This is a genomic window from Amycolatopsis echigonensis, assembly GCF_002846615.1.
GTDB lineage: Bacteria > Actinomycetota > Actinomycetes > Mycobacteriales > Pseudonocardiaceae > Amycolatopsis > Amycolatopsis echigonensis.
The window spans coordinates 6,447,102-6,466,684 of sequence record NZ_PJMY01000003.1 but is presented as its reverse complement, the minus strand read 5'-3'; the positions used below and the strand labels follow the sequence as shown (position 1 = coordinate 6,466,684).

Here is a 19,583-nt window from a genome sequence, read left to right as displayed (position 1 = left end):
TTGCCCGACACCTCCCCCGCCGCCGACGCCTGCGACCCGCCGCTGTCCGGGGTCCGCGTGCTCGATCTGTCCTCCGGCCCGATGACCGCGACCGGGCGGCTGCTGGCCGATCTCGGCGCGCGCGTCACCCGCGTCGTCCTGCCCGGCGTCACCGACGAACAGACCACCGGCCCGGTCGTCGACGGCGTCGCGATCGGCACCGCCGTCGACCGGCACGGCTTCGCCCACGCCACCGCCGAACCCGGCTCGCACGGTTGGCACCAGCTGCTGGCCGACGCCGACCTGCTGATCGAGACCACCCCGCCGGGTTCGCCCGCCGAAGAACTGCTCGACGTCCCCGGCCTGCGCACCCGGCATCCCGCGCTGGTCGTCCTGTCGATCAGCGATTTCGGCCGCGCCACGACCCGGCGGCACTGGCAGGCCACCACTCCGGTGTTCCACGCGCTGACCGGCGAACTCTCCCGCTCCGGCATTCCCGGCCGCGCTCCGCTGCTGCCGCCCGGCGAGCTGCCGTACCACGTCGCCGCCGCGCAAGCCGCGTTCCAGGCGGTGAGCCTGTACCTGGACCGGCTGCGCACCGGACGCGGCGACCGCATCGACTTCTCCGTCCTCGACGGGGCAATGCAGGCGCTGGACCCGGCGTTCGGCATGGTCGGCAGCGCGGCCGCCGGGATTCCGCTGAGCGACCTGCCCCGCGGACGCACCGAAGAACGCCACCGGTACCCGATTTTCCCTTGCCAGGACGGGTACATCCGGATCTGCCTGCTGTCGCGGCGGCAGTGGCGCGGGATGTTCGAGTGGATGGGCAGCCCGGCCGCCTTCGCCGATCCGAAGTACGACCAGCTGCGGGAACGCTACGCGTCGCCGGACCTGCTGCCCGCGATCGGCCGGTTCTTCGCCGAACGCACCCGCGCCGAGCTGGAGTGCGAGGGCCAGCGTCACGGCGTGCCCACCGCCGCGGTGCTCACGCTCGCCGAAGCCCTGCACACGGACCAGCTCGCCGCCCGCGGCTTCTTCCGCGACACCGAACTGTCGGCCGGGCTGGTCGCGCCGGTCCCGGCCGGGATCGCCGAAATCGACGGACACCGCGCCGTCGCCGGTCCGGACACCGGCGCGCGAGTCACCTCAGCGCCGATCCTGGCCGCTCGCCCCCGGCGCGGCGAAGGACGCCCGCTGGAGGGAATCCGGGTCCTGGACCTCGGCGTGATCGTCGTCGGCGGCGACACCGGACGGCTCTTCGGCGACCTCGGCGCGGATGTCATCAAGATCGAGAACTCCGCTTTCCCGGACGGTTCCCGCGCCGCGCTGCCCGGCCTGATGTCGCACGGATTCGCCGCCGGGCACCGCAACAAACGGGCCATCGGCGTCAATCTGCGCGATCCCGAGGGCCAAGCCCTGGTGCGGCGGCTCGTCGCGCAGTCGGACGTCGTGCTGTCCAACTTCAAACCCGGCGTCCTCGCCTCCCTGAAGCTCGACCGGGCCGCGCTGTCCGAGGTGAACCCGGGCATCGTCGTGGTGGACAGCTCGGCGTTCGGCCCGACCGGTCCGTGGGCGAAACGGCTCGGCTACGGTCCGCTCGTGCGCGCCGCGACGGGGCTCACCAGCGAGTGGATCTATCCGGGCGAACCGGGCACGTTCAGCGACGCCGTCACGGTCTACCCGGACCACGTATGCGCCCGGATCGGCGCGCTGGCCGCGCTGGCGCTCCTCGTCCGGCGAGAACGCAGTGCCGAGGGCGGCGCGGTGAGCGTCGCGCAATCCGAGGTGATGCTCAGTCATTTCGCGGACCGGATCGCCGCCGAAGACCTGGCCCGCCGCGGACATCGCCTGACCGAGCCCGCGCATGACGCGCCTTGGGGCGTCTTCCCGGCCGCCGGGGACGACGAGTGGCTGGCCGTCACCGTCCGGAACGACGCGGATTGGGGTGCGTTGTGCGCGGTGCTGGACCGCCCCGACCTGGCTGCCGACCCCGGGTTGGCCACCCGCTCCGGCCGGGCTGCTTCCCGGGCCCGGATCGACGCGGCGGTGACCGAGTGGACGGAGCGGCGTTCTCCGTTCGCGGCGATGGATCTGCTGCAGGCCGCCGGCGTTCCCGCCGGGGCGATGCTGCGGGCGGGCGACCTGCCGGAATGGGAGCAGTACCGGGAGCGGCGGGCGTTCCGGGAGGAGTTGCATCCGTACGCGGAGGAGCCGTATGTGCTCGAGAACGTCCAGATCCACGCCTCGCACGTCGCTGATCCGCCGGTGGGGCAGGCACCGTTGCTGGGCGAGCAGACGTTCGAGATCGCGGCTGAGCTGTTGGGGCTGGGGGTTGCGGAGACGGCCGGTCTGGTCGCGCGCGGAGTGCTCGAGGCGCCGGACGAGCAAGACGGGAGCGCCGCTCGCGCCGGGTGAGCACCGGGCCTCAGCGCTCCCCCGTGCCGAAGCCGTCCCGACAACCGGCCGAACCCGCCGTATGATCGCCGGAACCCGCCCGCCTCGCTGGACATTGGACGATGGAGATCGATTTCACCCGGCTGAAGTACTTCGTCGCGGTCGCCGACGAACTGCACTTCAAACGCGCGGCGGACCGGCTGCGGATCACGCCTCCGCCGCTCAGCAAGCAGATCAAGCTGCTGGAGCGCGAACTCGGCGGCCCGCTGTTCGAACGGCATTACCACGAGGTCCGGCTCACCCCGCTGGGCCAAGCGCTTCTCGGCCCGGCGCGGGCGATCCTGCGCCAGGTCGAGGGTCTCCGGGACATCGCGGCGGGAGTCCTCGAGGACGGCACGCCGATCCGGATCGGGGCCACCGCGTACGCGCCGTCGGATCTGCTCGAAGACCTCGAAACCGCGGTCGGCGGGCTCGCCGTCCCGGCGACGTTCGAGGTGGCCGGTTCGGCCGCCGAGGTCACCGCGAAACTCGTGTCCGGGCATCTGGAACTCGGGCTGATCCACCTCGCGGTCGAGGACCCGCGGCTGCGCGCCCGCACCGTCGCCGAGTACCAGGGCGCGATCGCGGTCCGCGCGGACGATCCGCTCGCCTGCCGCGACCTGGTGCACATCGAAGAACTCCGCGATCGCGAGGTGGTCATCGACTTCGCCCGGCCGAACCCGCTCATCCTCGCCACGCTGACCCGGCGGCTCGCGAAACGCGGGATCCGCACCATCGTCCGCGCGGTCAGCGGACGCGGCGGCGAACTCGAGATGGCCGCGCAGGTCTTCAACCGGCGGCTGGTCGCCCTCGTGACCTACGCGCCGGCGTCGTTCATCGGCCGGATGTTCTCGCCGCCGGAGTTCAAGCTGGTCCGCATCGACGAGGACGGCTGGGAACCGAGCCGGCTCGCGCTCGCCTGGGCGGCCGACCGCGCCGCCGGACCGCCCCGTCCGGCGGATCTCGCCGAGGAGCTTTCCGAGAAACTGGGCCCGATCCGCCGCGGCTGACCACGACCCGGCGCCCGCACGGCCGCCGACCGTCCACAAGGGACTTTTAGGATTCGACGAACTTGCTCAGCAACCGCGCGAACTCGGCGACGTCGCCGCTGGGCCAGTCCCGCAGCCGCTCTTCGAGCCGTTCCCGTTGCGCCGCACGGGTGACCGCCAGCGCGCGATGCCCGGTTTCGGTCAGCTCGAGCCGCTGCCTGCGCGAATGCCGCGGGTCCGGGCCGCGCACCAGCAGCCCGGCGTTTTCCAGCTCCGCCAGCTGCCTGCTGACGGTCGAGGGGTCGAGCCCGTACTCCTGGGCGAGATCCGCCGCGTGCGCGCAATCCGCGAGATCGATCGAGGACAGCATCGTGTACTGCACGAACCCGAGCCCCTCGTACAGTTCGTTCGAGCGCACCCGTGACCCGCGGGAAAAGAGGATCATCGCGCGGTGGATCGCGTCCAGGGCATCGCCGTCGCGGCCTTCTCCCGGCATGTCCCCGCATGCTAGAGATGCACCATACAACTGTCAACGCGGCCCGGCGGCGATCCCCCGGCGCAACAGCTCGTCCGCGTCGACCCCGGCTTCTTCAAGCAGCGCACGGGTATGCGCGCCGAACGCCGGCACGTCGCCCATCCGCGCCTCGACGTCGGCGAACGTCACCGGCGGCAGCAACGCGTCGACGGTCGCGTGTTCGGTGCCGATCTTTCGCCAGCGGTCGCGGGCGCGCAGCTGCGGATCGGCCACGACGTCGGCCACCTGTTTCACTTGCGCCGCGGGGATTCCCGCTTGAGCGAGGCGCTCGTCCAATTCCACTGTGGACCATCGCGCCGTTTCGGCGGCGACCGCCGCGTCGCATTCCGCGCGGTGCTCCACGCGCAGCACATTCGTGGTGAATCGCGGATCCTCGGCCAGTTGCGGCGCTTCGAGGACCGAGGTGACCAACGTCCGCCAGCCGCTGTCGTTCTGGACCCCGATCAGCATCTGGCCGTCTTTCGTCGGGTACGCGTCATACGGCGCGATCGAGGCATGGCTCAGGCCCATCCGCGCGGGCTGGCGTCCGGAGTACATCTGGCTGTACATCGCGTAACCCATCCACTCGACGGTCGCCTCCAGCATCGACACCTCGACCGTCGCGCCCTGGCCGGTCCGCCAGCGTCGCAAGAGCGCCGCGAGGACCGCCTGCGCGCAGTACATCCCGGAGGCGATGTCGGACGTCGGGATGCCGGTCTTGACCGGCGTGTCCGGCGTGCCGGTGATGCCGATCAGCCCGGCTTCGGCCTGGACCAGCATGTCGTAGGCCTTGCGCTGCTCCTTCGGGCCGCCGGTGCCGTAGCCGGAGAGGTCGACCGCTACGAGTTCCGGGTGCTCGGCCCGCAGTTCGGCCGCGCCGAACCCGAGCCTCGCGGCCGCGCCGGGGGCGAGGTTCTGCACGAAGACGTCGGCGCGGGCGATCAGGCGCTGGACGACGTCGCGGCCTTCCGCGGTTTTCAGGTCCACGGCGAGGGATTCCTTGCCGCGGTTGAGCCAGACGAAATGCGCGCCGGTGCCGTGGACGACGTGGTCGTACTCGCGGGCGAAGTCCCCGCCGTCAGCGCGCTCGACCTTGATGACGCGAGCGCCCAGGTCGGCGAGGGTGCGGGTGGCCAGCGGGGCGGCGACGGCTTGCTCGATGGAGACGACGGTGATGCCGTCCAGCGGGAGCGCGGAGTCTGCGTGCATGGCGCTTACTATTACCCGGATTTCGCGCGGATGCTGTGTTGCGTGGGGCACCCCGAAGCTGGATTGTGCTGACGGGAGGCTTCGTATCGGGGTGCAGGGCGGGGCTGGGTGCCTCGATCGGCGGCGGTTCGGTGGTCCGTGAAGGGGCCGGTGAGGGAATCAGAGCCCCTCACGGAACGATCACGCGCGCGGCTTGAAGGGGTTCCGGCGGGCTTCGCCTTCTCCAGCAGGTCCTGGTACCGGCCTTCGCTGATCTTGATCGTCGCGGTGCCGGAGTCCGCGCTCATCAGGGGCGGGTGGGGCCAGCCGTGGTAGTGGTTCTCCGGCGGTTCGTCGTGGGCGCCGTCGAAACTCACCTTCGACCGCGGGTAGGTCACCTGCGAGGAATGCTGCGTCGTGGTGACGCACTGTTCGACGACTGGTCGATCCAGGAGATCACGTGCTCCCAGTCGTGCCGGTGGTTTTGAGGCCCGGCGCCGGGGGGGGTGGCCTTTCAGCCGGCGAGCACCTCCGCGCCGCGATGCACGCGCAGCAGGTCAGCCCGTACGAGGTCGGCCAGCAGCCGCTCCTCCTCGTCCGCCTCCACCGGACGTGCGGGCAATTCGCCGCTCCCCGCCAACGCGCCCGCCGCCGCCTCCGCGAAGGACGCCATCGTCGGTGACTGCCCGCCCCGTTGCAGCAGCGCGCCCGCCGACGCCGCGAGGCCGCGCAATCCCTCCCCGGCCTCCTCCAAAGCTTCCCGTTGCTCCGACGAAGGCTCCCGGCTGCCGGGCTCGGGACTCAGCAAGTCCTGATGCGTCCGGGCCGCCGCGCGAAACCGGAGCCCGACCTCACGCCGGCCGCCTCGGCCGCGCAACCGCTCCGCCACCGACGCGAGCAGCTCGCCAGTTTCGGAGACGGCGTCGGAAAACCGTTGCGCCACAGACGGTTTCGGCACCCCAGGCACCGCGGCGAAACCGAACAGCAGTCCGATCACCACCGCCAGCGCCACCAGCAGCAGGTACTCCACGAGCACCGACACCGCGTCCAGATGCCGCGTCGTCGCGTTCATCCCGACGCTCATCAGCACCATGCACCCGTTGAACACCATCGGTTTCACCTGCATGAACGGGAAGCCGACGAGGAGCGCGACAATCCCCAGCGGCAGCAACGCACCGGGCGGCAACAGCCACAGCGCGACCGCCAGCACCACGGCCCCGGCCGCCGCACCGGCGGCGCGCTGCCACGCCTTCGCCAGCGTGTCCCGCCATTCCGGCTGCATGAGCGCGAACGTCGTCATCAGGAACGACACCGTGAGCGGGTCGCCCGGGCGGAACGTCGCGATCACCGCCGCGACCAGCATTCCCAGCGCACACCGCACCGCGTGCCGCAACTGCGCGGACCGCCACGAGAACACCCCGGTCGCCTCTCGCCGCAAGGCCTCGCGGACGAGATGCCGCGGGAAGTCCACAATGGACTCGTCGCGGTTCAGCACGGCTTCCCGGATCGCGAACAGCCCAGCCCAGGCTTCGTCCAGCAACGCGGCGGTGTCGCCGGGCAACGCGACGTCCGGGTCGATCCGTTCGATCTCCGGCGGATCCGAAACTGTCTTGGCGCGCACCGCTTCCGCCAGTGCCGCGACCTGTTCGTCCGCGGCGTCGAGCACGCGGGATGCCGCCGCGACCTGCTCGTCGTCGAACGCACGCAGCCGATCCCGCAGCACCGCGGCCGTGCCGTGGTACCGCGCGCCTCCGGCGAGAACCCGCGCCTGCCACGCCCGCGGCCGGTCGGTCACCCAGAGCCGCACCGCCCGCTCCGCGCTGGCGCGATCCGGTCCGGCGAGTGCGTCGGCCAGCGCGGTGCGGGTCGGCTTGCCGGGATCGCTCAAGCCCATCAGCAGCCGCAGCACGAACACGACCCCGACGGCCAGCGCCGGCGCGCAGACGATCTGCACCGGGCTGGCGGCCCCGCTCAGCTGGAAGCCGTAGCCGAACACCGAAGCCATGCCGAGCCCGAGCCCGACCGTCACGTACCGCGGCCCGAGCGCGGGCACCACCGCGGCCGCGAACACCACCAGCACGAGCAGCGCGATCGACGCGACCGGCGACACCTCGCCCAGCAACCGCGGCCCGGCCCCGCCGATCACGACCGCCGGAGCGAACGCCGCGAGCAGCCACAGATCCGGCCGCAACGGCCCGCCGGTGGCGGCGATGAAGCAGAACAGCGCGGTCAGCCCGGCCAGCACCGCCGTCCCGCCGAGCCCGAGTGCCACTCCGAGCCCGGCCGTCCCGCCGACGACCACCAGAATCGCCGCCAGCATCCCGCCGCCGCGCGCAATCGCGTTCATCCCGCCCCGTTCCGTCACCGCGCAATGCCGCCCGGTAGCCTCGCACGCCGCGGCGGCGCGCCGGGCAGCGACTCGCCAGCAGCAGCTCAGACGGTCGCGCGCTCCGGCGGCAGCGTCAGCATGGTGTGCACTTCGGAGCTCGATTCCCCCGGCAGCCCGTCCAACGCGCGCAACGCCGCGTTCCGCGCCGCCGTTTCCGCCTCAGTTCGCGGCGACATCACCGCCGACCCGCCGGCAGCCAACGCCTGGTTAGCCTCCACGAACTCCCGCGACCGCTTCTCGTACGCCGCGAAAGCGACATCGTGCGGAGCGTCAGCCAGCTCGTATGCGAGCAGGTACGCACCGATGATCGCGAGGCTCGAGCCCTGTCCGGACAGGAACGACGTCGCGTGCGCCGCGTCCCCGGCCAGCGCGACGCGGCCCTTCGACCACACCGGCAGATGGATCTGGCTGACCACGTCGAAGAACAGATCGTCGGCGGTGCGCATCGCCTCGACCATCCGCGGCACCTCCCAGCCGTAGCCCTCGAAACGGCTCGCGACCAGGTCGCGCTGCGCGGCCGGGTCGGCGAACGCGGAGAACGGCGCGTCGGCACGGGTGAACACCAGGAACCCGTGCACCTCGTCGCTGTCGCTCGTGGCGTAGAGCGTCGCCATCCGGCCCGCGACCGCCCAGGAAACGCCCTCGTGCGACAGGCCGAGACGGTTCGGCATGGTGAATCCGGCGAAGCAGTAGCCGAGGTAGCGGTGGTACGGCCCCTCCGGCCCGAAGGCCAGCGAGCGGGTCTTCGAGTGCAGCCCGTCCGCGCCGATGACCAGGTCGAACGTCTGGCTCCGGCCGCTGGAGAAGGTCACGTCGACCCCGCTGCCGCGGTCGTCCAGCGCGGCGATCGACTCCGAGAAGCGGAACTCGGCATCGTCGCGGACCGCGTCGTACAACAGGCCGGTGAGGTCTCCGCGCGCCAGTTCGATGTCGTACCCCGCCGCGTCCCCGGTGAGCGCGGCCGGTTCGACGCTGTTCAGGACGTCGCCGTCCGCGTCGAGGAACGTGATCCGCCGGGTCGCGACGTGCTTCGCCCGCGCCTTCTCCTCCAGCCCCATCCTCCGCAGCACCTCGACGGCCGGGCCGCGCATGTCGATCGGATAGCCGCCGCCGCGCACCGCGGGCGCCTTCTCCACCACGGTGACCGCGAAGCCGTACCGGTTCAGCCAGTACGCCAGCGCCGGGCCCGCGATGCTCGCCCCCGAGATCAGCACACTCCTGCTCATGGTTCTCCCCTTCCCTCGGCAGGCGATAGATGCCTACCTTAGGTATCATTTTCGAGACCGGCCGGAACCGCGTCGCGCGATCCCGGTGAGCCCAACTGTATACCTAAGTTAGGTATCTAAACAAGGAGCCCGCGATGTCCTCCGTCCCCTCCCTGCTGCGGGACCTGCTCCCCCGCTTGAACGAGCTGAGCGGGACGCTGCGCCGCGGAAAGCTGTTCGAGCGCGCCGTCGAGGCCACCGGGCTGCCGCTGGAACGGCCGGCGATGAGCGTGCTCGGCATCCTGCACCTCGAGGACGCACCGCTGCGGGTAGGCGAGATCGCGAATCGGATGAACGTCGTCGGCCCGCACGTCACCCGGCAGGTGCAGGGGCTGGAAAGCCGCGGGCTGGTGCGGCGCGTGGCCGACCCGGACGACCAGCGGGCCCGGCTGATCGAGCTGACCCCGGAGGGAAAAGCCGCGACCGAACGCTACGTCGGGGTCATCGAGGGCTGGTTCTCCGACGCGCTCAGCGGCTGGACGGCGGAAGACCGCCAGGCCCTCGACCGGCTGCTGACCCGGCTGGTCGACGACCTGACGGCCCGATTGTCCGATCTGGACTGAACCGCGCTACCGCGACAGCCGCAGGAACTCCCGCTGCTCGCGGTCGTAGCGCTGGGTCAGGCCGTTTCCGTAGCGGTCCCACCAGTTCTGCGTGCGCCCGTTCTGGCGGGTGGTCGTGTCGCCGTAGATTTCCCGGTCGTATTCGATCCGGGCGTCGTGGAACCGCCGCTGGAATTCGTCCGGCGACAGGTCCCGCAGCTGCTGCACGGCGGCCGGGTCGAGGGTGCGCGCGCTCCGCACGATGTCCGCGCCGCCCATGTGGTTCAGGATCGCCCGGACACCGCCCGCGCCGCGCATGTGCGCGCCGGACATGATCGCGGCCTGCGCGCCCGGGTCGGTGAACTCCAGCGCACCGGCGCGGCGCGCGTTCGCCGTCATCAGCTGCGCGACCACCGCGCGTTCCTCGGCACTGCCGATCCCGTACTGCTGGCGGGCGGCCATGATCTGGTCGTAGCCGTTGTGCATGCTCTCCCGGAATCCGTAGGCCTCGCGCACCCCGCCCTGTTCGCCGATCGCGCCCTCCGACCGCATGATCGAATCGACGACGCGGCCGTCCAGCTGCTGCGGTGCGGCGCCCCCAGCAGCCGCACCGCCGCCCCCGCCGCCGTAGCCTCGCGCCACCGCGGTGTCGGCGTCGGCGTAGTTCTGCGCCGCGTGCCGCACCTTGCCGTTGACCTGTTCGATCAGCTTCACGAAATCGCCGAGCGACGACACGAGTTTCGCCTGCAGCAAGGTGTTCGCCGCGGCGACCCCGCTGCCGATGCCCGCGAACGACAAAGCGTCGATCACGAGCGTCTCGAGGTCGCGGACGGCCGAGAACGCCGCGGCGCCGAGGCCCTCCACGTTCTTCACGATCGCCGACACCTCGGCCGGCAGCACCCGGTAGCTTCCCGCTGTCATGGCAGTGACCCTCGCGCACCGGCCCTGGCGCGCCAACGGCCGAATTACCCACTTCCGGCAGGGATCGAATGCCTGCCCGGTGGGTACCTGGGCGGCATGGAGTCCGACGAGGACCGGCACGACCGGACCGACCACGAGATCGAACTGCTCGCCGAGCGGCTCTGGGCCTGGTCCCGCGAACCGGACGGCGACCAGGAGCCGGATCTCGGTCCGCTCGCGCGAGCCGGCTTCGAAATCACCGGCCGCACCGCGCGGTACGGTTCCGGACGTCCGTGCGTCGCTCTGCTGCTTCCGTCCGACCGGCACCGGGAATTCGGGCACAACCTCGTCGCCGCGGCGGTGGCCGGCGCCGCGCTCGCCACCGTCCGGACGCTGGAATCCGGTTCCGTCGTCGTCACCGACCGCCCCGCCGACGGGATCGACGCGGTGCTGACTTTTCAACCCGGCGTGCACACCTGGGCCGCCGCGCCCCTCGCCGCGCGGACCGAACTGCGCGTCACCGTGCACGGGAATTCGGGCCCAGCGCCCGAAGACAGCACCGACGCGGTCGCCGGGCTGGTGCAGGTCTTCACCGCGATCGCCGCGCTGCGGGCCCGGCTGCCGTCCGGCGCGGCGGTACGGGGAATCGTGACGCACGGCGGGGAGTCCACCGACGTGGTGCCCGATTTCGCCGAAGCCCGGTTCGGGGTGCGCGCGCCGGATTCGGAAACGCTCGGCCGGGTCGTCACCGAAGTGACCACGGCCGCCGAGGGCGCCGCGATGGCGACCGGAACCAAGGCGAACGTCGAACGGTTCGGCCCGATTCACGCGCGGTTCCACGACAATCCGGTGCTGTCCGGGCATTTCGCCCGCCATCTCGCGGCGTGCGGGATCCACGCGTCGCCGTCGGGCACCGCGGCGGTCCCCGGCCGGGCCGAGGTGGGCGACCTGAGCGTGCGGATGCCGACGATCCATCCGTCGGTCGCGCTCCACGATCCGGTGCGCGCGGTCGGCAGCCGCGCGTTCGCCGAGGCGACAGGGTCGCTGCGGGCGCGGACGGTGCTGCTCGCGACGGCGTCGGCGCTGGCGCGGACCGCGTCGGACCTGCTCGCGCATCCCGCGCTGGTCCGCCAGGCTTGGGACAATTTCGCCGACCGCGCGCGTCGGGGAGGCTAGAGTCCCCGGCATGGCGACGACTGCCACCGATCTGCCGCTGCCGGACGGCCGGAACCTCCGGGTCCACGACAGTGGCGGCGACGGCCTTCCGGTGGTGTGGCACCACGGGACTCCGCAATCCGGTCGCTTGCTCTCGCCCGTCGTCGAGGCCGCGGCCGCGCGAGGCTTTCGGGTCGTTTCCTATGCCCGGCCCGGATACGCCGAGTCCACTCCGGAGATCGGGAGGACGATGGGGTCGGCCGCTGCGGACGTCCTTCAGGTGGCGGACGCACTGGACCTGCGGCGCTTCGCGGTGATGGGAGCGTCCGGCGGCGGGCCGCACGCCCTGGCTTGCGCCGCGAAGCTGCCGGATCGAGTGGCGGCCGCGGTGTGCCTCGCCAGCTTGGCGCCGTTCTCCGAGGAGTACGACTGGTACGGCGGGATGGCCGACGACAGCTCGCTGCGGGCCGCCCGCGAGGGCCGCGAAACCCGGCTGCGGCACGGAGAAACGCAGGAATTCGACCCGGCGAGCTTCACCGGCGCGGACTGGGCGGCCTTGCGCGGCACGTGGGCGCCGCTGGCTCAAGACGCCGGTGCCGCGTCCGACGTCGCCGCGGAAGCCGACGACGATCTCGCTTACGTCGCGCCGTGGGGCTTTGCTGTTGCCGACGTACGCGTTCCGGTGCTGCTGGTGCACGGCGACGACCGGGTCGTGCCGTTCCGCCACGGCGAATGGCTCCTGCGGAATCTCCCGGACGCGGAACTGTGGTCGCGTCCGCGCGACGGGCACGTCTCGGTGCTCAACGCGCTCCCGACCGCGCTCGACTGGCTCCGCGACCTTGTTCCCCGCTGACCGCCGGTTATCGTGTCCAGCATGAGCAACGTCGAGGCCGACCCGGCCGAACTAGCGTGCGGCGGCGACCCCGTCGCCCCCGGCAAGGTCGAGATCCTCGAGGCCCGCTCCGTCCCGCTCGGCGGGCCACGGGCGATGCCGGTCCGCCGCACGCTGCCGCAACGCCAGCGATCGCTCATCGGCGCGTGGTGCTTCGCCGACCACTACGGCCCCGACGACACCTCCGTCAGCGGCGGCATGTCCGTGGGCCCGCATCCGCACACCGGACTGCAGACGGTGAGCTGGCTGTTCACCGGCGAGATCGAGCACCGCGACAGCCTCGGCTCGCACGCGATGGTCCGGCCCGGAGAGCTGAACCTGATGACCGGCGGGCACGGTATCTGCCACGAAGAGGTGTCGACGCCGGAAACCACCACGCTGCACGGGGTCCAGCTCTGGGTCGCGCTGCCGGACGAGCACCGCCACACCGCCCGCGACTTCCAGCACTACGTCCCGCCGGCCGCCGAACTCGGCGGAGCCACCGCGCGCGTCTTCCTCGGCTCGCTGGCCGGGGAAACCTCGCCGGTGAAGACGTTCACTCCCTTGCTGGGCGCGGAAATCGTCCTCGACCCGGGTGCGAGGATCAGCCTCGACGCGGACCCGTCCTTCGAGCACGGCGTCCTGCTCGACACCGGAGAGTTCGCCTTCGCGGGCACCCCGCTGCGGCAGGCGCAACTCGGCTACCTCGGCATCGGCGCGACCACGCTCGACCTGCACAACCCCGGGCCCGGGCCCGCCCGCGCGATCGTGCTCGGCGGACCGCCGTTCGGCGAGGAAATCCTGATGTGGTGGAACTTCGTCGGCCGCAGCCACGACGAGATCGCCGAGTACCGCGCGGCGTGGGAGGCGAATTCCGACCAGTTCGGCGCGATCGAGCCGTACCCCGGCGGCCCGGCGCGGCTGCCCGCTCCCCCGCTGCCCGCGGTGCGGATCAAACCGCGCCGGAACCCCTCGTGAGCGGCGATCGCGGCTAGCGCCGGGATCAACGCTCACCAGCACACAACCGGTTCCGCGCCCCGGACGGGTCGAAGTTCACCCGCCGGAGTGGTCCGGCGGCCAGCAACACCACCGCCATCGCACTCAACGCCGCGAGCACCAGTGCCGCGATGAACCGGGCGGGCACCGACGTCGCCGACGCGAGCACCGCGTAGCCGCCCAGCACCACCGCGACCGGCCCGAGCAGCGCGACCGCCGTCAGCACCGGCGGAATCCGGCCGCCGTCCGGACGGCGCGCCGAGACGACCGCCGCGCCCGCCGACACGACCGCGGCCACCAGCAGGCACGCGCCCACGGTGTCCGACAGCCGGTGCCAGCTGAGCGCGACGGTCGCCGCGGCCACCCAGGCGACGCCGGGCGCACCCACGACGAGCACCCAGGTCCGGAACCGCGCGGGCAGCACCACGGCCAGTGCCAGCAGCACGGCGGTCGCCGCGCTCACGTGCCCGCTCGGAAAGCTGTTGTGGTGCGGAGCTCCGGCCGAACCGACGTCGGGCCGGTCCAGCAGGTAGATCTTGAGCAGCTGCGCGGCGGCCAGCGGCAGCAAATACAGCACCAGCGCGGTCACGCCGAGCGCGAATCGCTTGCGCAGCACCGCAAGCGCCACGATGACGATTCCGGCCGCCCCGAACACCTCGACCCCGTCGACCCCGGCCAGCGGCCGCGCCCAGTCCACAGTGGACCGCGGAAGGTTCTGCGCGAAGCGGACCACTCCGTCCTCGGCGCGCTGCCCGGCCTCGGTCCGCACGAACAGCAGATAGGCGACGACGAACGCGCCCGCGAACCCGATCGCGGCCGCGACCAGCACGGCGGTCCGCGAACGCCGGCGAGGGGCGAGCGCGTGCCGGGGCGAGGTCGGGCGCGCTTCGGACGTCGGAGGGCGAGTAGGGGGGTGAGGAGTCAGCACTGCCATGCCTTCGAGCCTGGCCGCGGGATTTCGGGATCCCGTCTGGGCTGTGTCATGGTTTCGCTACAAGATCGGCCCGGCTCGCGCGGATCCGCGAACAGTCCGAATAATGGCCCTTGTGGCAGTGGTGTTGGTGATCGAGGACGACGCGTCCGTCCGCGCGGGCATGGAGCTGGCGCTGCGCCGTCAGGGACACACGGTGCACACCGCCGCGACCGGCGAGGACGGCGTGACCCAGCTGCGCGAACGCGCGCCGGAGCTCGTGGTGCTCGACCTGATGCTGCCCGGCATCGACGGATTCGAGACCTGCCGCCGGATCCGCGCGCTCGGCCAGGTGCCGATCATCATGCTCACCGCGCGCAGCGACGATTTCGACGTCGTCGCCGGCCTCGAAGCGGGCGCGGACGACTATGTCGTGAAGCCGATCGAACCGCGTGTGCTCGACGCCCGGATCCGCGCGGTGCTGCGCCGCACCGCCGCCGAACCCGGTGCCGCGGGTCCCGAACAGCACGGCGACCTGGTGATCGACCGGGCCGGGATGCTGGTGTGCAAGCACGGCGAGCAGGTTTCGCTCACGCCGACCGAGCTGAAGCTGCTGCTGGAGATCTCGCGCACGCCGGGCCAGGTGTACAGCCGCAGCCAGCTGCTCGCCTCCGTGTGGGGGCACGACTATCTCGGCGATTCCCGCCTGGTCGACGCGTGCGTGCAGCGGCTGCGCGCGAAGATCGAGGACGTTCCGGCGCGGCCGGACCACGTGCAGACCGTCCGCGGCTTCGGCTACCGGTTCGGTCGCTCGTGAGGGCCGGGTCGTGAAGCGGCTCCGGTCGTGGGCGTCCGGGCTGCGCCTGCGGCTGGTGCTGGCGTTCGCGGCGATGACCCTGGTCGGCGCGGGCGCGGCGGCGGGCGCGAGCTATGTGACCGCGCGCAACACGATCCTGGCCGGCGTGCAGGATCCGGCGATGGTGCAGCTGCGCGACGAGGTCAGGACGTACCTGCCGCAGCTGACGCTCCCGCCCGACCAGCGGCAGCTCGACAACATGGCGAGCTCGCTCAAGGGCATCACGACCGTGGTGTTCGGCTCGCTGCATTCGCGCGTCGGGCTGAATCCGGCGGACATCCCCGCCGGCCTGCGCAGCGAGGTCGCGGCGGGGACCACCATCCAGTTCCAGCGGGTCCTCGAGGGCGGCCGTCCGGTGCTCTACATCGGGATGCCGCTGCTGCGCTACGGCGCGAAGCAGGGCGAACACACCGGCATCGAGGTGTACAAAACGGTCCCGCTCGCCACCCAGCAGACCGCGATCGAGCAGCTGGCGACCCGCGCGTGGCAGATGACCGCGCTGGCCCTGCCGGTCGCGGTCGCGCTGGCGCTGCTGGCCGCGCGGCAGGTGCTGCAGCCGGTGCGCGCGCTGAATTCGGCGGCGCGCAAACTCGGCGACGGACAGCTCGACGTTCGGTTGCCCGCCAAGGGTTCCGACGAGCTGGCCCAGCTGGTCACCACGTTCAACCACACCGCGGCGGAACTGGAGCGCACCGTCGGCTCGCTGCGCGAAATGGAGGCCGACGCGCGCCGGTTCGTCGCGGACGTCTCGCACGAGCTGCGCACCCCGCTGGCCGCGATGAACGTGGTCACCGACGTCCTCGACGAAGACGCCGACCAGTTGCCCGCGGACACCGCGGTGGCGGCACGGCTGGTGTCGGCCGAAACGCGCCGGCTGACGCGGCTCGTGCAGGACCTGGTCGAGATCTCCCGGTTCGACGCCGGACGGGCCGAACTGCGGGTCGAACAGGTCGACCTCGCCGAGGCGGTGGCGAACAGCCTCGCCGCCCGCGGCTGGACCGACTCCGTGGCGGCCGACCTGCCCAGCGTCACCGTGCCCGCCGACCCTCGGCGGCTCGACCTCGTGGTCGCCAACCTCGTCGGCAACGCCCTGCGCCACGGCGCACCGCCGGTCGAAATCCGGGTGACCGCCGACGATGCGACGGTCTCGCTGACGGTCAGCGATCACGGCCCGGGGATCCCCGAGGAGGTGCTGCCGAAGGTGTTCGACCGCTTCGCGAAGGCCGACACCTCGCGGGCCCGTTCCGAAGGCAGCGGCCTCGGGTTGTCGATCGCGCTGGAGAACGCCCGGCTGCACGGCGGCGACATCGAAGCGGCGAACACCGGCGACGGGGCGCGGTTCACGCTCCGGCTGCCCCGCACCGCGCAGGAGGAGCGATGAAACTTCCCCGGCTTGTCTTGGCGCTGATCTCGGTCTTTCTCCTGGCCGGCTGCGGCATCCAGCCGACCGGAGTGATCTCCGCCGGCGAGGCGCCCGGCGGGTTCCAGCTGGGCGAGCCGCGTCCGCAGATCACGCTCTACTTCGTCTACGCGGGACAGATCAGCCCGGTGCAACGCGCCTGGGCGAAGGACGCGACCCCCACGACAGTGCTGACCGAACTGTTCGGCGGTCCGACGCGCCAGGAAGAGCAAGAGGGTTTCAACTCGATGCTCACGCCCGGCCAGCACGTCACAGTCGACGCCTCCAAGCTTCCGGTCACCGTAACCGTCGCGGAATCGATGAAATCGCTCTACCCCATCGGTCTGCAGCAGGTGGTCTGCACTGTGTCCGCGTCAATGGCGGCGACCGGGCAGCCGGTCGGCAAAGGGATCACCGTCGTCGCCTCGGACACCAAACTCGAATCCTTGTACTGCAACTAGTCTTTCGCCTTGGGCACAAACCCGTACACCACCCGCTCGACGATGCCCAGGACGACCTCCGTCGCGCTGTGTCCTTGCGGCACCTGCCGCAACGCCGCTTCCAACGCGCCCAGCACCGCACCCGTCAACGCGGCAGCCTCGACCCGGTCCAGCTGCGGCGCACACGTCTCGTAGAGCTTCTCCGCCCACCGATCGCCTACCGCGGCGTTGCGCAGCAGGTATCCGGCGCGCAACGCGGGCACCCCAGCCAGCAGTCGCGTCCGCACCTCCGTGAGCGGATGGTCCAGGGGAAAACTCCACGCGTCCGCCGTCGCCAGCGCGTGGACGGTTCTGGTCACCAGCTCGGCCACCGGTGCGCCCGGCTCCGCCGCCGCGAAGACCTCGTCCACCACCTCGTCGTAAAGATGCTGGTCAGCGAAGACCACGTCCTCTTTGGCGGCGAAGTAGTTGAAGTAGGTCGCCGGGGACACCCTCGCCCGCGCGGAGATCTCGGCGACGGTCGTGCCGTCGTAGCCCTGCTCGTCGAACAACGTGAGCGCGGCCTCGATCAGCGCCTGGCGGGTCCGCCGTTTCTTCTCTTCCCGCAACCCGGTCATAGCGTGGATCTTAGCGTTACTCTAAACTTAGAGTGTCTCTAAGATTGGAGGTCCCGATGGAGCGGACCGGATGCGTGGTGGCCGGGGGCGGCCCGGCCGGCGTGATGCTGGGCCTGCTGCTGGCGCGGGCCGGGGTCGAGGTGGTGGTGCTGGAAAAACACCGCGACTTCCTGCGGGACTTCCGCGGCGACACCGTGCACCCGTCGACCCTGCGGCTGCTGGACGAACTGGGCCTTGGCGGCCAGTTCGCCGCTCTGTCCCGTTCGGTCCTGGAGCGGATGAAAATGGAGATCGGCGAAGAGACCGTGGTGGCCGCCGATTTCAGCAGACTGCGCGGCCCGCACAAGCACATCGCGATGGTGCCGCAAGCCGAATTCCTGGGCCTGCTGGCCGAAGCCGGTGCGGCCGAACCGAAATTCTCCCTGCGCATGGGCGCTTCCGTCGTTTCCCTGCGCCGCGAAGGCGGCCGCGTGACCGGCGTGAACTACCGCGACGACACCGGTGCCGTTGCCGCACTCGAAGCCCCGCTGACCGTCGGCTGCGACGGACGCTGGTCGACGGTGCGCCGTGAACTCGGCCTCGCACTGCGGGAGTCGGAAGTCCCGATGGACGTTTGGCAGGTCCGGGTGCCGAAAGCCGGACCGGGCGAACCGGGGGTGTTCGCGAGGTTCGGGCCCGGATACGCCTCGGTGACCATGGATCGCGGCGACTACTACCAGACCTCGTACCTCATCCCCCGCGGCCAAGACGCGCGGCTGCGCTCCGGCCTCATCGACGGATTCCGTTCGCGGCTGGGAGAGTTGTTCGGCTGGACGCCCGCGCAGTTGTCCGCCGTCCGTTCGTGGGACGACGTGAAGCTGCTAGAGGTGACCATGGGCCTGCTGCCGCGCTGGCACGCGCCGGGAGCGTTGTGCATCGGCGACGCGGCCCACCCGATGTCGCCGGTGGGCGGCGTCGGCGTGAACCTCGCCGTGCAGGACGCCGTCGCGACCGCCCGGCTGCTCGCGGAACCGTTGCGACGCGGGGAAGTTCCGACGTCCCGCCTGGCCGCGATCCGCCGCCGCCGGCTGCTGCCCACTGTCGCGGTGCAGTCCAGCCAACGGGGCGAACACGCAATGTTGCTGCGCCCGGCTCTCGACAGAACCCTGAACCGCCTGCCCGCGCCGATGCGAATGCTGCAACGATTCCCGGTGCTTTCCGGGATGACCGCTTACCTTGGCGGCGTGGGGATTCGGCCGGAACACGCCCCTGCCTTCGCGCGGCGGTCTGGTGTGGACAGTTACGCCGGGTGAGCTTTGCCTCTGCGGGCACGGTTGATCAGCCGCCACGCAAGCACGGCCCGGCCGGTGCTGTCCGGGAAGGCGGAGACGGCTGGGAGTGTCTCTCGGCCTTCGCCGCTCTTGCAGTGGGAAGCTAGGGCGGGAGAAGCGATGCCGTCGAGAGCACACCGCCCACCTGGGCAAGACCCGCCCGCGCCGACCGTCGCCGCCCCGCCACAGCTACGCCGGGTACGCCCGCATCACTCGCGCCTCCTGCAACGCACGAGCCCACCACTCGAGCTGGTCAAGCAACGCCTTCGCCGCAGTCTCCGCGGCCGGGTCGACCGGTTCGCCGTTCTCCCCGAACCGGCCGTGCGCTCCGTGGAAGCTGACGGTTTCGCGGATGGTGACCGCGTGCAGTTCCGCGAAGACCGGACGGAGGTGTTCGACCGCGCGCAGCCCGCCGGAAATCCCGCCGTAGGAGACGAAAGCGACCGGTTTTGCCTGCCATTCGCCGCGGAACCAGTCGAGGACGTTCTTGAGCGCGGCCGGGTAGCTGTGGTTGTACTCCGGCGTGATCACGACGAACGCGTCCGCCGCTTCGAGCCGGGCGGCGACGGGCTCGGCCCCCTCGCCGTTCATCGCGAGCGGCAACGAGATCTCGGCGACGTCGAGGACGTCGACCGCGAACCCGCCGTGCCGGTCGGCCTGGCGGGCGAACCATCGCGCGACCGTGGGGGCGAACCGCCCTTCCCGGGCACTGCCGACGAGCACAGCGAGCCGGACGGGAGCTTCGGACACGTTTTTCTCCTTTCCCGGGGCGGAACAGGTTTCCCGCCTCCGGAAGCGAGTCTCGAACTTCAAGCTCCCTTTAAGTCAAG

At 71.4% G+C, this 19,583-nt stretch carries 19 protein-coding genes; 10 read left to right on the top strand and 9 right to left on the bottom strand.

Going from position 1 to position 19,583, the window contains the following annotated elements:
- The gene (locus tag ATK30_RS35635; RefSeq protein WP_101439165.1) at positions 1-2,394 is read left to right on the top strand and encodes a CaiB/BaiF CoA-transferase family protein; all 2,394 of its coding nucleotides are present in this window, start codon (positions 1-3) and stop codon (positions 2,392-2,394) included.
- Positions 2,395-2,495: 101 nt separating this feature from the next.
- A complete protein-coding gene (locus ATK30_RS35630) occupies positions 2,496-3,422 on the top strand; it encodes a LysR family transcriptional regulator (protein WP_101439164.1) in 927 nt (308 codons plus the stop codon).
- Positions 3,423-3,468: 46 nt separating this feature from the next.
- Here the strand turns inward: ATK30_RS35630 and ATK30_RS35625 are convergent, their stop codons facing one another.
- The 5 genes from ATK30_RS35625 to ATK30_RS35605 form a co-directional block, all read right to left on the bottom strand.
- The gene (locus tag ATK30_RS35625) at positions 3,469-3,897 is read right to left on the bottom strand and encodes a MarR family winged helix-turn-helix transcriptional regulator (protein WP_101439163.1); all 429 of its coding nucleotides are present in this window, start codon (positions 3,895-3,897) and stop codon (positions 3,469-3,471) included.
- Positions 3,898-3,930: 33 nt separating this feature from the next.
- Positions 3,931-5,124, bottom strand: a complete 1,194-nt coding sequence (locus ATK30_RS35620; RefSeq protein WP_101439162.1) for a CaiB/BaiF CoA transferase family protein — start codon at positions 5,122-5,124, stop codon at positions 3,931-3,933.
- 373 nt (positions 5,125-5,497) lie between these two features.
- Positions 5,498-5,563, bottom strand: coding sequence for a hypothetical protein (locus ATK30_RS47355; protein WP_369333445.1), 66 nt, complete (start codon positions 5,561-5,563; stop codon positions 5,498-5,500).
- 54 nt (positions 5,564-5,617) lie between these two features.
- A complete protein-coding gene (locus tag ATK30_RS35610) occupies positions 5,618-7,450 on the bottom strand; it encodes an FUSC family protein (protein ID WP_101439161.1) in 1,833 nt (610 codons plus the stop codon).
- 86 nt (positions 7,451-7,536) lie between these two features.
- Positions 7,537-8,718 (bottom strand): FAD-dependent monooxygenase, encoded by a 1,182-nt coding sequence (locus ATK30_RS35605; protein ID WP_101439160.1) that lies wholly within the window; start codon positions 8,716-8,718, stop codon positions 7,537-7,539.
- Positions 8,719-8,852: 134 nt separating this feature from the next.
- Here ATK30_RS35605 and ATK30_RS35600 point away from each other — a divergent pair, with 134 nt between their 5' ends.
- Positions 8,853-9,320: a MarR family winged helix-turn-helix transcriptional regulator gene (locus ATK30_RS35600; RefSeq protein WP_101439159.1), complete on the top strand. Its 468-nt coding sequence runs from the start codon at positions 8,853-8,855 to the stop codon at positions 9,318-9,320.
- 6 nt (positions 9,321-9,326) lie between these two features.
- On the opposite strand, the gene ATK30_RS35595 is transcribed toward ATK30_RS35600, so the two are convergent.
- Positions 9,327-10,220 (bottom strand): hypothetical protein, encoded by an 894-nt coding sequence (locus ATK30_RS35595; RefSeq protein WP_101439158.1) that lies wholly within the window; start codon positions 10,218-10,220, stop codon positions 9,327-9,329.
- A gap of 96 nt (positions 10,221-10,316) precedes the next feature.
- On the opposite strand from ATK30_RS35595, the gene ATK30_RS35590 reads away from it, so the two are divergent.
- From ATK30_RS35590 to ATK30_RS35580, 3 genes are read left to right on the top strand one after another with little or no spacing between them, the layout of a single operon-like run.
- Positions 10,317-11,375, top strand: a complete 1,059-nt coding sequence (locus tag ATK30_RS35590; RefSeq protein WP_101439157.1) for a peptidase dimerization domain-containing protein — start codon at positions 10,317-10,319, stop codon at positions 11,373-11,375.
- A gap of 10 nt (positions 11,376-11,385) precedes the next feature.
- Positions 11,386-12,207: an alpha/beta fold hydrolase gene (locus ATK30_RS35585; protein ID WP_101439156.1), complete on the top strand. Its 822-nt coding sequence runs from the start codon at positions 11,386-11,388 to the stop codon at positions 12,205-12,207.
- Between the two features lie 21 nt (positions 12,208-12,228).
- Positions 12,229-13,203 carry a pirin family protein gene (locus ATK30_RS35580; protein ID WP_101439155.1) on the top strand — a complete coding sequence of 325 codons (975 nt, stop codon included), beginning with the start codon at positions 12,229-12,231 and terminating at the stop codon, positions 13,201-13,203.
- Positions 13,204-13,228: 25 nt separating this feature from the next.
- Here the strand turns inward: ATK30_RS35580 and ATK30_RS35575 are convergent, their stop codons facing one another.
- Entirely contained in the window at positions 13,229-14,050 is an 822-nt protein-coding gene (locus ATK30_RS35575; protein ID WP_244194824.1) for a phosphatase PAP2 family protein, read from the bottom strand.
- Between the two features lie 217 nt (positions 14,051-14,267).
- Between ATK30_RS35575 and ATK30_RS35570 the strand changes: the two genes are divergently transcribed.
- The 3 genes from ATK30_RS35570 to ATK30_RS35560 all read left to right on the top strand — a co-directional run bounded on the left by ATK30_RS35570 (position 14,268) and on the right by ATK30_RS35560 (position 16,847).
- Positions 14,268-14,948, top strand: a complete 681-nt coding sequence (locus tag ATK30_RS35570; protein ID WP_101441235.1) for a response regulator — start codon at positions 14,268-14,270, stop codon at positions 14,946-14,948.
- Positions 14,949-15,021: 73 nt separating this feature from the next.
- The gene (locus ATK30_RS35565) at positions 15,022-16,368 is read left to right on the top strand and encodes a sensor histidine kinase (RefSeq protein WP_208637716.1); all 1,347 of its coding nucleotides are present in this window, start codon (positions 15,022-15,024) and stop codon (positions 16,366-16,368) included.
- Positions 16,365-16,847 carry a hypothetical protein gene (locus ATK30_RS35560; protein WP_101439152.1) on the top strand — a complete coding sequence of 161 codons (483 nt, stop codon included), beginning with the start codon at positions 16,365-16,367 and terminating at the stop codon, positions 16,845-16,847. Before ATK30_RS35565 ends, ATK30_RS35560 begins: the two co-directional genes overlap by 4 nt.
- Here the strand turns inward: ATK30_RS35560 and ATK30_RS35555 are convergent.
- Positions 16,844-17,443, bottom strand: a complete 600-nt coding sequence (locus ATK30_RS35555) for a TetR/AcrR family transcriptional regulator (protein WP_101439151.1) — start codon at positions 17,441-17,443, stop codon at positions 16,844-16,846. The two genes, ATK30_RS35560 and ATK30_RS35555, sit on opposite strands and share 4 nt — an antisense overlap.
- A gap of 56 nt (positions 17,444-17,499) precedes the next feature.
- Here ATK30_RS35555 and ATK30_RS35550 point away from each other — a divergent pair, with 56 nt between their 5' ends.
- Positions 17,500-18,735, top strand: a complete 1,236-nt coding sequence (locus tag ATK30_RS35550) for an FAD-dependent oxidoreductase (RefSeq protein WP_101439150.1) — start codon at positions 17,500-17,502, stop codon at positions 18,733-18,735.
- A 207-nt stretch (positions 18,736-18,942) separates the two neighbouring features.
- Here ATK30_RS35550 and ATK30_RS35545 read toward each other — a convergent pair whose 3' ends face one another.
- Entirely contained in the window at positions 18,943-19,503 is a 561-nt protein-coding gene (locus ATK30_RS35545) for an NADPH-dependent FMN reductase (RefSeq protein ID WP_101439149.1), read from the bottom strand.
- Between the last annotated feature and the right edge of the window lie 80 nt (positions 19,504-19,583).

What these genes read in the sequence shown, in the direction of transcription:
- ATK30_RS35590 (WP_101439157.1), top strand. Translation starts at nt 10,317, where the DNA reads ATGGAGTCCGACGAGGACCGGCACGACCGGACCGACCACGAGATCGAA.
- ATK30_RS35630 (WP_101439164.1), top strand. Translation starts at nt 2,496, where the DNA reads ATGGAGATCGATTTCACCCGGCTGAAGTACTTCGTCGCGGTCGCCGAC.
- ATK30_RS35585 (WP_101439156.1), top strand. Translation starts at nt 11,386, where the DNA reads ATGGCGACGACTGCCACCGATCTGCCGCTGCCGGACGGCCGGAACCTC.
- ATK30_RS35620 (WP_101439162.1), bottom strand. Translation starts at nt 5,124, where the DNA reads ATGCACGCAGACTCCGCGCTCCCGCTGGACGGCATCACCGTCGTCTCC.
- ATK30_RS35555 (WP_101439151.1), bottom strand. Translation starts at nt 17,443, where the DNA reads ATGACCGGGTTGCGGGAAGAGAAGAAACGGCGGACCCGCCAGGCGCTG.
- ATK30_RS35595 (WP_101439158.1), bottom strand. Translation starts at nt 10,220, where the DNA reads ATGACAGCGGGAAGCTACCGGGTGCTGCCGGCCGAGGTGTCGGCGATC.
- ATK30_RS35610 (WP_101439161.1), bottom strand. Translation starts at nt 7,450, where the DNA reads ATGAACGCGATTGCGCGCGGCGGCGGGATGCTGGCGGCGATTCTGGTG.
- ATK30_RS35605 (WP_101439160.1), bottom strand. Translation starts at nt 8,718, where the DNA reads ATGAGCAGGAGTGTGCTGATCTCGGGGGCGAGCATCGCGGGCCCGGCG.
- ATK30_RS35550 (WP_101439150.1), top strand. Translation starts at nt 17,500, where the DNA reads ATGGAGCGGACCGGATGCGTGGTGGCCGGGGGCGGCCCGGCCGGCGTG.
- ATK30_RS35565 (WP_208637716.1), top strand. Translation starts at nt 15,022, where the DNA reads ATGACCCTGGTCGGCGCGGGCGCGGCGGCGGGCGCGAGCTATGTGACC.
- ATK30_RS35600 (WP_101439159.1), top strand. Translation starts at nt 8,853, where the DNA reads ATGTCCTCCGTCCCCTCCCTGCTGCGGGACCTGCTCCCCCGCTTGAAC.
- ATK30_RS35625 (WP_101439163.1), bottom strand. Translation starts at nt 3,897, where the DNA reads ATGCCGGGAGAAGGCCGCGACGGCGATGCCCTGGACGCGATCCACCGC.
- ATK30_RS35560 (WP_101439152.1), top strand. Translation starts at nt 16,365, where the DNA reads ATGAAACTTCCCCGGCTTGTCTTGGCGCTGATCTCGGTCTTTCTCCTG.
- ATK30_RS35580 (WP_101439155.1), top strand. Translation starts at nt 12,229, where the DNA reads ATGAGCAACGTCGAGGCCGACCCGGCCGAACTAGCGTGCGGCGGCGAC.